This is a genomic window from Streptomyces sp. NRRL F-2664, from assembly GCF_000719345.1.
GTDB lineage: Bacteria > Actinomycetota > Actinomycetes > Streptomycetales > Streptomycetaceae > Streptomyces.
This window is the reverse complement of the sequence record NZ_JOFX01000033.1, coordinates 79436-88265: the sequence shown is the minus strand read 5'-3', so window position 1 is coordinate 88265 and position 8830 is coordinate 79436. Positions and strand designations below refer to the sequence as shown.

The following is an 8830-nucleotide window of genomic DNA, read 5'->3' as shown; positions in this document are numbered from 1 at the left end:
GGGAGCGCCCTTGACGGACCGACCCGGCACGGAAGGACGATGGGACTGACGGGAAACCCCCAGACCCTCCCCCACACCGATTCATCGAAGCCCGCCCCCCGAAGCCCCCCCCACCCCCCACCCCGCTCCTGTCAAGACACGGGATGCCGGGGCGTGACGGGGGCGGGGTGGTGGGGCGCAATGGTCGTACGGGGTTCGGCCCTCGCAGACGGGTCGGCCGGGCGCCACCGCTCCCCCGCAGCGCCAAGGAGAACGTCATGACCAGCATCCACCGCCTCGCCCTGCTCAAGGCCGCCATCGCCGTGGGAGCCCTGCGCGTAGCACCCGGCGTGATCGGGGACCCCCGGAAGCGTGCCGACACCGGCACGCTCGTCCTCATGCGGCCCGCGTCCCGCGGCGCCCCCGAGCGCACCGCGCGGGCTGCCTGACGTGCCGGTGGGGACGCCCCTCCTGGGGCGGCCCCACCGGCACATCAGCGCATCGACGTGGGGGCCGACGGGCCGACGACCCCGGCCCCACCGCCCCAGGTCCCCACGGTCCTACGCCCGCCCACGCCCCCACCCCCGCTCACGCCCCCGCGCGCTGCCGCCGTCACCCCTCCCCCGGCCCCCGGTTCCGGTACAGCTCGTCGATGCGGTCGGCGTAGTCGCGGGCGATCGCGCCCCGCCGCAGCTTCAGCGACGGGGTCAGGTGGCCGCGGGCCTCCGTGAAGTCGCCCGGCAGGACGGCGAACCGGCGGATCGATTCGGCGCGCGACACCAGCTGGTTCGCGTCGTCGACGGCCCGCTGGAGGTCGGCGAGCAGTTCCTCGTCTCGTACGAGTTCCCTGATCGGCACGTTCTGCTTCTTGTGCATCTGGCGCCAGTGCCACAGCCCGTCCGGCTCCAGGGTGATGAGTGCGGCGATGTAGGGCCGGTTGTCGCCGACCACCATGCACTGCCCGACCAGCGGGTGGGCCCGCAGCCAGTCCTCCAGGGGCGCCGGTGCCACGTTCTTCCCGCCGGAGGTGATGATCAGGTCCTTCTTGCGGCCGGTGATGGTGAGGTACCCGTCGGCGTCGAGTTCCCCGATGTCCCCGGTGGCCAGCCAGCTGCCGTACGGGAGGGCCTGCCCGCTGTTCCAGTAGCCCGCGAAGACGTGCCGGCCGGCCAGCAGCACCTCCCCGTCGGGGGCGATCCGTACCGCCGTGCCCGGCAGCGGCCAGCCCACCGTACCGAGCCGCGGCCGCTGCGGCGGGGTCACGGTGCTGGCCCCGGTCGTCTCCGTGAGTCCGTAGCCCTCGAACACCTCGATGCCGGCTCCGGTGTAGAAGGCGGCGAGCCGGCGCCCGAGCGGTGATCCGCCGCTCAGGATGTAGCGGACGCGGCCGCCGAGGGCGGCCCGGATGCGCCGGTAGACGAGCGGGTCGTACACCGCGCGGGCGGCGCGCAGCACCGGCCCGGGGGCCTTGCCCTCGACGCTCTCGCCGACGCGGCGGGCGATGCGGGCGGCGCGGTCGAAGGAGGAGGCGCGGCCCATCTTCTCGGCGGTGGCGCGGGCGGTGTTGTAGACCTTCTCCAGGACGTAGGGGATGGCGAGCAGGAAGGTCGGGCGGAAGCCGGCGAGGTCGGCGAGGAGGTCCTCGGTGCGGATGCTGGGCGCGTGCCCGAGCTTCACGCGGGCCCGCAGGCAGCCGACGGCGACCATCCGGCCGAAGACGTGACTGAGCGGCAGGAACAGCAGCGTCGAGGCGGGGTCCTTGCTGACGGACTTGAAGACCGGGTGCAGCAGTTCGATGGAGTTGTCCACCTCGGCGAAGAAGTTCGCGTGGGTGATGACGCAGCCCTTGGGCCGTCCGGTGGTGCCCGAGGTGTAGATGAGGGTCGCGACGGACTCCGGGGTGCGGTTGCCCCGCCGGGCGTGCACGAGGGCGTCGGGGATGCGCTCCCCCGCCTTCACCAGCCGGCCGATCGCGCCGGTGTCGAACTCCCACAGGTGGGCCAGCCACGGCAGGTTCGCCCGCTCGGCGCTGATGATGCGGGCCTGTGCGGTGTCCTCGACGGCGCAGGCCACGGCGCCGGAGTCCTGGATGATCCAGCGCGCCTGGAGGGCGGAGGAGGTGGGGTAGATCGGTACGGTGACCAGGCCCGCGGCCCATCCGGCGAAGTCGAGCAGGGTCCACTCGTAGGTGGTGCGGGCCATGATGGCGAGCCGGTCGCCCTCGCGCAGGCCCTCGGCGATCAGGCCCTTGGCGACGGCGAGGACCTCCGCGGCGAACTCGGCCGCCGTCACGTCGCGCCAGGACCCGTCGGCCTCCTTGCGGGCGAGGACGGCCTCGTTCGGTGCCTGCGCGGCGTTGTCGAAGGGGATGTCCCCGAGGGAGCCCTGCACGGGGGCCGCGGCGAGGGCCGGTGTGCGCACCTCGCGCACCACTCCGTCGACGACGGTCGTGACGGGCTCCACGACCCTGACGGGCTCCATGCCCCTGACGGGCTCCACCAGCTTCGGCTCCGCTCCCACGGCGCACACTCCTCGGTCGCATGAGTGTTACCGCCGGTAATTTACGGAGCGGTCGTTGCCCCGACCAGCCCCCGGAGCCCTTCTTCACCGGTGCTCCACTCCCCCACCGCCGCCGCCGCACCTCGCGAGGGAATTGAGGAGGGCCGCGCCGCGCGCCGCGTCGTCGACGCTCACCGCGAAGTCCTTGCCGCCGGCCCGGACGACCAGGCACTCGCCCGCGCGCAGCATCACGGTCGTACCGAGTCCACTGAGCCGGTAGCCCCGGCCGCCGACCTGTGCCGGACGGCGCTGCTCGACCCGGGCCGGACACCGGCCCGCCCGCCCCGGCGACCGCGCCGACGGCCGCGGCGGCCCCCAGTACGGCGGCGCTCAGGCGGAGCCACGGATTCGACGTCCGCGCGAGCCACACGACCCGCTCACCGGCGGGAACGTCCGTGACGGGCCCGCGGCCCGCGGGTCGCCGCCTGGTGCCCGCCCCGACCGGTCGATCAGCCCTCCGTGCCGGCCGCCACGGTCACCCCGCAGCCACGCCGCGCCGGAACTCCGGCAACCCCTCGTCGCGCAGGGCTCGCAGGGCGCGCAGGACGGTGTTGGTGTTGACGCGCAGCGCCTGCGCGAGGTCCCGCGGGGGGTAGCCGGTCCCCGGGCGCGCACTCGCCCTCGGCGATGGCCCGGCGCACGGCGCCGGCGACCTGCTCGTGCAGGGGGTGGCGGTGCCGGTCGGGCGTAGGGCGATCCCGCTCCGCGGCCCGGCACGAGGTCGTGCGAGACTCCAGCGACCGCCGTGGGAGGAACAGACAGCACATGCGCACCACTCTGACCAGGACCGGCTGGGCGGCGGCAGCCGCAGCGGGCGCGATGCTCGTCGCCGGATGCGGCGGCGGCAGCGCCGCGCCGCCGCGTGCGGCGACCTCCGCCGCGCCTTCCGCGACCGCCCCGACGCCGTTCGGCAAGGAGGCCGTCCTGGCCGACCTGGCCGCGGCCACCGCGGCCGCCGGCCTTCCGGGAGAGACGACGCCCCTGACTCCGGCTTCCCCGGCCCCGCCCGCCCCAGCCGACCCGTCGGCCACCGACAGGGAGCGGGCGCGGGACGAGGTGGTGGCGCGGATGGCGGCCTGCGGGGTCGGCTGGTCGTCACCGAACGGCCCTGGCACCGCGCAGGACCGCGCCGAGGCCCGCAAGCGCTTCCACGCCGCCCTGGCAGGTCTCGTGGAACGGGGCTGGAAGGAGTCCCGGCCCGTCGAGGAGGCGGCTGTCGGCAAGGGCTCGACGGTCATGGCCCAGTACAAGAAGCAGGAATGGACCCTCCACGCCCGCCACTTCACGTCGGGGCTGCTGGACATGACCACGATGACGGCCACCGAGGACGCGTGCGCCAACCGCTTCACCGACGCCGAGCTGGACCTCCTGGAGGACTAGGGGCGCTCTCGGCGTGCCGGGCGAAGGCCCTCGTACTGGGCCGTACTCGGGGCTTCGGCCGGTGCGCCGCAACACCCCCTGGGCCGGGCGCCCACCGCCGGAAGTCTCGCACGGTCGGCGTCCGGACAGCGGGTCGCGCCGACCGGCACCGAGGGCACCGACGTCACGCTGGACCGGGCCGGCTGGGGGGTGTTCTTGTCACGTCGGATGAGCCGTCCGCGGCCGCGCTCTATGCGGCGAGCGGGGGGCAGTCGTTGCAGCGGCCCGGAGTGGGGGCGCGGAAGGCGCGGTCGCAGCCGTCGCAGTTCTGGAGCGGGTCCGGGCGTCTGGGTGGCCGGACCGCCGGGACGGGCGGCAGGTGGGGCGGAAGCAGGGCCGTGAGCCGGTAGGCGAGGACGGACGCGGGCCGCCGCATGTCGTCGGGCAGGCCCGACGACAGGGCCCGTCCGACGGCCTCGGGGTCGACGCCGCGCTCCAGCCAGGCCGAGACGGAGGGCGCGAGCCGGCGTACGTCGTGTTCGGCCAGCAGGAGCCGCGGATCGTAGCGCCGCAGGCCGGCGAGCAGGTCCGCCGCTCCGGGGTGCAGCCGCTGCGGAAGCGGGGCTGGGAGTGCAGGTGCAGGTGCAGGTGCTGGTACGGGCGCCGGTGCGGGCCGGGTGTCCGAGGCCGGGGCGGGCGCCTGCCCCGGGACGGGGACGGGTCCCGGCCCCTGAACGGGTCCCTGTGGCGGGGCGGGCTCACCGGCCGGAGCGGGCTCACCGGCGGGGGCGAGCACACCGGCCGGAGCGGGCTCACGGGCCGGGGTGAACGCACGGGCCGGAGCGGGCTCATGGGTCGGTGGCGGTGGTGGTGGGGGCGATGGCGGGGGTGGTGGTGGGGCGTCGTCGTCGGGGGCGGGGGCGGGCGTCGGCCTGTTGTACGAGTACGTACGGGTGACCACCCGCCCGGTGGTGAGCCGCTCGCGCCGCCGCTCCAGGTAGCCGTGGCGTTCCAGCTCCCGCAGCGCGGAGGCGATCCGTACCTCGCCCTCCGGGAACCGGGCGGCCAGTGCCTTCACGCCGACCGGGGCGCCCTCCGGCAGCGATTGGATGTGGGCGGCGAGCCCGATCGCGGTCGCCGACAGGCCGGCGTGCTGGAGCAGGTGGTTGCCGACCACGGTGAAGTGACTCGCGTGCGGCGCGTTGACGTGGATGACACCGGATCGGGCGGTCCCGGGCCGAATGCCGGACGTTGCGCGCGAGGGCGCGCTAGGGTGCTGTGGAGCCATTGGGAAGCCGCTTACTTCCTTCGTGGTCAGGCCCTCGGCCGGGATGCCAGTCCCACCGGGGGCCGTCTCATGTCTGGGTTGTCGCGGCGAGCATATGCCCGCCAACCCACCCGAAATCCAGCCCCGTTGGCACGTTTCACCCGTCCGAGCGACGCAGGCCGGGTTTGGTCGGGTCGGTTGGTTCTTTCTCCCGGTTCTTTGGGTCTTTACGCGTCGAAACGGGCCGGATCGCGGCCCCCCGCGGCTCGGTGGACCCTGTCCCACGCACCCGGCCCCGGGCACCAGCGACACGTCATGGACGCCCGGCGGGACCTGGTGGAGGAGTCGCCGGAGGACCCCGGGCAGAATGCGTTCACGCAGCCCGCCGCAACGGCGGTCCGTAGGACGGAAGTCGGGCAAGACCCGTGCTTGTGGCGGCGGTTCCGGTGAGGCCCCGCAAGGCGAAGGACACGATGCGATGGCAGACGGCCGCGACACGACCGTTCCGGCCGGGAACCGCCGTTGGGCGCGCTGGGCGATCGGCCTCCCCCTCGCCCTGGTGCACGCGGTCAACGCCGTACTCGTCTACGCCGCCGTGGCCCACGGCCCGCAGGCCGCGTGGGACCACCAGGGCTACGAGGGCACGGCCGCGGCCGTCTTCCTCTCCCTCTGCCTGAGCCTGCTCGGGGTCGCGGTCACGCTGCTCCCACCCGTCCGCAGGACGCTGGGCCCCTGGTGGTTCGCACCGCCGCTCGCACTGGCGGCGATCTCCTGGATCCGCATCGAGACGCTCGGCTGAGCCGGCCCGGCGCGTCGGCCGCCCGGCCCGACGACCGGGCGCGACCGAGCACGCCCCTCGGCACGCCGCAGCCCCCGCCCGGACGGGGGCGGGGGCTGCGGCGGGTCGGGCGGTCGGGGTCGGCGGTCAGGCGGTCGCCGTGGCCGGCTGCGGCGGGGCGGCGTCGACGACGGCCGGGGCGGCGGCGGGCTCGTCCAGCGGGGAGCCGGAGGCGGTCGCGTAGGCCTCCTTGTCCAGGATGCCCTCGCGGGCCGAGACGATGACCGGGACCAGCGCCTGGCCGGCGACGTTCGTGGCCGTCCGCATCATGTCCAGGATCGGGTCGATCGCCATCAGCAGGCCGACGCCCGCGAGGGGCAGGCCCAGGGTGGAGAGGGTCAGCGTCAGCATGACGGTGGCGCCCGTCAGGCCTGCGGTCGCGGCGGAGCCGATCACCGACACGAAGACGATGAGCAGGTACTCCTTGATGCCCAGCTGCACGTCGAAGATCTGCGCGATGAAGATCGCGGCGAGCGCCGGGTAGATCGCGGCGCAGCCGTCCATCTTCGTGGTGGCGCCGAACGGGACGGCGAAGGAGGCGTACTCCTTCGGGACGCCGAGGCGCTCGGTGACCTTCTGGGTGACGGGCATGGTGCCGACGGAGGAGCGGGAGACGAAGGCCAGCTGGATGGCGGGCCAGGCGCCCTTGAAGAACTGGATCGGGTTGACCTTGGCGACCGTGGCCAGGAGCAGCGGGTAGACGCCGAACAGGACGAGGGCGCAGCCGATGTAGACGTCGGCGGTGAAGGTGGCGTACTTGCCGATCAGGTCCCAGCCGTACGTGGCGATCGCGGTGCCGATGAGGCCGACGGTGCCGATCGGGGCGAGGCGGATGACCCACCACAGGGCCTTCTGGAGGAGTTCCAGGGCGGACTCGGCGAGGTCGAGGACCGGCTTGGCCTTGGCTCCGAGCTGGAGGGCGGCGATGCCGGCGACGACGGCCAGGAAGACGATCTGAAGGACCTTCAGCTCGGTGAACGGCGTGACGATGTCGGTCGGCACGATGCCGGTCAGGAAGTCGATCCAGGATCCGGTCTTCTTCGGGTCCTTGCCGTCGGCGGCGGTGAGGCCGGTGCCGGCGCCGGGGTCGGTCAGCAGGCCGATGCCGATGCCGATGCCGACCGCGATCAGCGAGGTGATCATGAACCAGAGGAGGGTGCGGGAGGCGAGGCGTGCCGCGTTGTTCACCTTCCGCAGGTTGGTGATCGACACCAGGATCGCGAAGAAGACGAGCGGGGCGATGGCCAGCTTGAGCAGCTGGACGAAGATGTCGCCGGTCTTCTCCAGGGTGGTGGCGAGCCAGCTGACGTCCTGGCTGCGGGCTATCCAGCCGAAGAGGACGCCGAGGGTCAGACCGGCGACGATCTGGGCCCAGAAGGGAAAGGTGAACGAGGCCTTGGCAGGGGCCTGAGGGGTCGCGGACACGGACACTCTCCGGAGGTGGCGCACGAGGTGAGGGGTGGGTGGTGCGGTGCGGCGGCAGCCGGGAAGGGCCGGCCGGGACCGCTGCTGCAGCGATTCGGCTCAACAGCAACAGGCCGCGGACGCGCGGCGGCAGAGGTCGACGTGCAGGCGCGTCACGAGCGGGACGCTCGCGATCATCGGGTGCGCAGCTGTGGTCAACATGTTGAACACGCTAACACTTCTCCTTTGAGAATCTCAAAGGGGCCCTTTGAGACAGCGGCGCACCGGGCACCCTTGCGGCACCCGGAGAACGCCGACCGCCCCAGCACTCACGGGCGGTGGACCCGGTGCTGGGGCGGTTCGGTGTGTGATGAAGCCAACTGGCGGGTTACGACCCGACGCGCGCCGCGTCGTCCGCCTGGTCCTCCTGGCTGCGGTTGGCGGCGAGCCGCTCCTTGGCGCCCGCGACGCGCCCGGAGATCTGCGCGGACATCTCGTCGCGCTGCTTGCGCAGGAGGACGAAGGAGAGCGGGGCGGAGAGGACGAGGGCCAGCAGCACGACCCAGGCGCCGTTGGCGTCGCCGAGTCCGGCGGGCACCCAGCGGAGTCGGACGAGGAGGGCGACGACGGCGAGGCAGGCGACGAAGATGCCCAGGCGCATCGCGGTGTATCGGATCGTTGCGCTCGGCTTGAGGGACACGGTGACCCCTTCTCTCTCGTCGTGGCTGTCGCGGTCGGTCGGCACGGCGCGCGGCGCCCGTGCCCGTCCAGTGAAGCACGCCGCGCCCCCGTCGCGGCCCGCCGGGGTACGCGGGCGGGCCGTCAGTACAGCGGGAGGAGCATGGTGATGTCGTCGCGGTCGTCGCCCGGGGCCACGCGGACGGCGCCGGGGACGCGGCCGACCTCCTTGTAGCCGCAGGAGGCGTAGAAGTGCTCCAGTCCGAGGCCGCCCCGGCAGGTGAGGCGGACGGCGTCGATGCCGTCGGCGGAGCGGGCGGCGGCCTCGGTGGCCGCCATGAGGTCGCGGCCGTACCCCTTGCCCTGGTGGCGCGGATGGACCATCACCGTGTACGCCCACAGCCAGTGCCGCATGAGGCGGTGCGTGTTGTGGGTGAGGAAGGCAGTGGCGGCGACCGCGCCGTCCCCGTCGTGTCCGACGACCAGCCGGCAGGTCCCGTCGGCGACCCCGGCGAGGTGTTTGTCGAGCGAGGGGCGGATGTCGTCGCGGGTGACCGGCGGCACGAAGCCCACGGCGCCGCCCGCGTTGGAGACGTCGGCCCACAGTTCGAGGATTCCCTCACGCAGGGAGGGCCCGACGACCGGATCCAGGGTGAAAGTAATGGTCATTCTGCGAGTTTACCTATTACCGCATCGCTCCGTCCAGAAAAAGCTAAACCCCGGCCCATGGGCCGGGGTTAACTCGC

The 8830-nt window shown here is 73.6% G+C and carries 9 protein-coding genes and 1 pseudogene; 3 read left to right on the top strand and 7 right to left on the bottom strand.

Going from position 1 to position 8830, the window contains the following annotated elements; translation table 11 throughout:
- The first annotated feature begins 257 nt into the window (after positions 1-257).
- Positions 258-428, top strand: a complete 171-nt coding sequence (locus tag IF89_RS46145) for a hypothetical protein (protein ID WP_158717925.1) — start codon at positions 258-260, stop codon at positions 426-428.
- 163 nt (positions 429-591) lie between these two features.
- On the opposite strand, the gene IF89_RS0125755 is transcribed toward IF89_RS46145, so the two are convergent.
- The 3 genes and pseudogenes from IF89_RS0125755 to IF89_RS47860 form a co-directional block, all read right to left on the bottom strand.
- Positions 592-2460: an AMP-dependent synthetase/ligase gene (locus IF89_RS0125755; protein ID WP_030772706.1), complete on the bottom strand. Its 1869-nt coding sequence runs from the start codon at positions 2458-2460 to the stop codon at positions 592-594.
- Positions 2461-2583: 123 nt separating this feature from the next.
- Complete coding sequence (locus tag IF89_RS49385; protein WP_324605359.1) at positions 2584-2730, bottom strand: hypothetical protein; 147 nt, start codon at positions 2728-2730, stop codon at positions 2584-2586.
- Between the two features lie 298 nt (positions 2731-3028).
- A pseudogene (locus tag IF89_RS47860) lies at positions 3029-3203 on the bottom strand (GntR family transcriptional regulator); the annotation flags it as partial.
- 100 nt (positions 3204-3303) lie between these two features.
- Between IF89_RS47860 and IF89_RS46140 the strand changes: the two are divergent.
- The gene (locus tag IF89_RS46140; protein WP_030772704.1) at positions 3304-3918 is read left to right on the top strand and encodes a hypothetical protein; all 615 of its coding nucleotides are present in this window, start codon (positions 3304-3306) and stop codon (positions 3916-3918) included.
- 229 nt (positions 3919-4147) lie between these two features.
- Here IF89_RS46140 and IF89_RS44735 read toward each other — a convergent pair whose 3' ends face one another.
- On the bottom strand, positions 4148-5074 hold the full coding sequence (locus tag IF89_RS44735; RefSeq protein ID WP_199820562.1) for a helix-turn-helix domain-containing protein: 927 nt from the start codon (positions 5072-5074) through the stop codon (positions 4148-4150).
- 568 nt (positions 5075-5642) lie between these two features.
- Between IF89_RS44735 and IF89_RS0125730 the strand changes: the two genes are divergently transcribed.
- A complete protein-coding gene (locus IF89_RS0125730) occupies positions 5643-5963 on the top strand; it encodes a hypothetical protein (RefSeq protein WP_030772700.1) in 321 nt (106 codons plus the stop codon).
- A gap of 126 nt (positions 5964-6089) precedes the next feature.
- On the opposite strand, the gene IF89_RS0125725 is transcribed toward IF89_RS0125730, so the two are convergent.
- The 3 genes from IF89_RS0125725 to IF89_RS0125710 form a co-directional block, all read right to left on the bottom strand.
- Positions 6090-7433 (bottom strand): dicarboxylate/amino acid:cation symporter, encoded by a 1344-nt coding sequence (locus tag IF89_RS0125725; RefSeq protein ID WP_030772698.1) that lies wholly within the window; start codon positions 7431-7433, stop codon positions 6090-6092.
- A gap of 361 nt (positions 7434-7794) precedes the next feature.
- Positions 7795-8106, bottom strand: a complete 312-nt coding sequence (locus tag IF89_RS0125715; protein ID WP_030772695.1) for a DUF4229 domain-containing protein — start codon at positions 8104-8106, stop codon at positions 7795-7797.
- A gap of 122 nt (positions 8107-8228) precedes the next feature.
- Positions 8229-8753, bottom strand: coding sequence for a GNAT family N-acetyltransferase (locus IF89_RS0125710; RefSeq protein ID WP_030772693.1), 525 nt, complete (start codon positions 8751-8753; stop codon positions 8229-8231).
- Positions 8754-8830 lie beyond the last annotated feature (77 nt).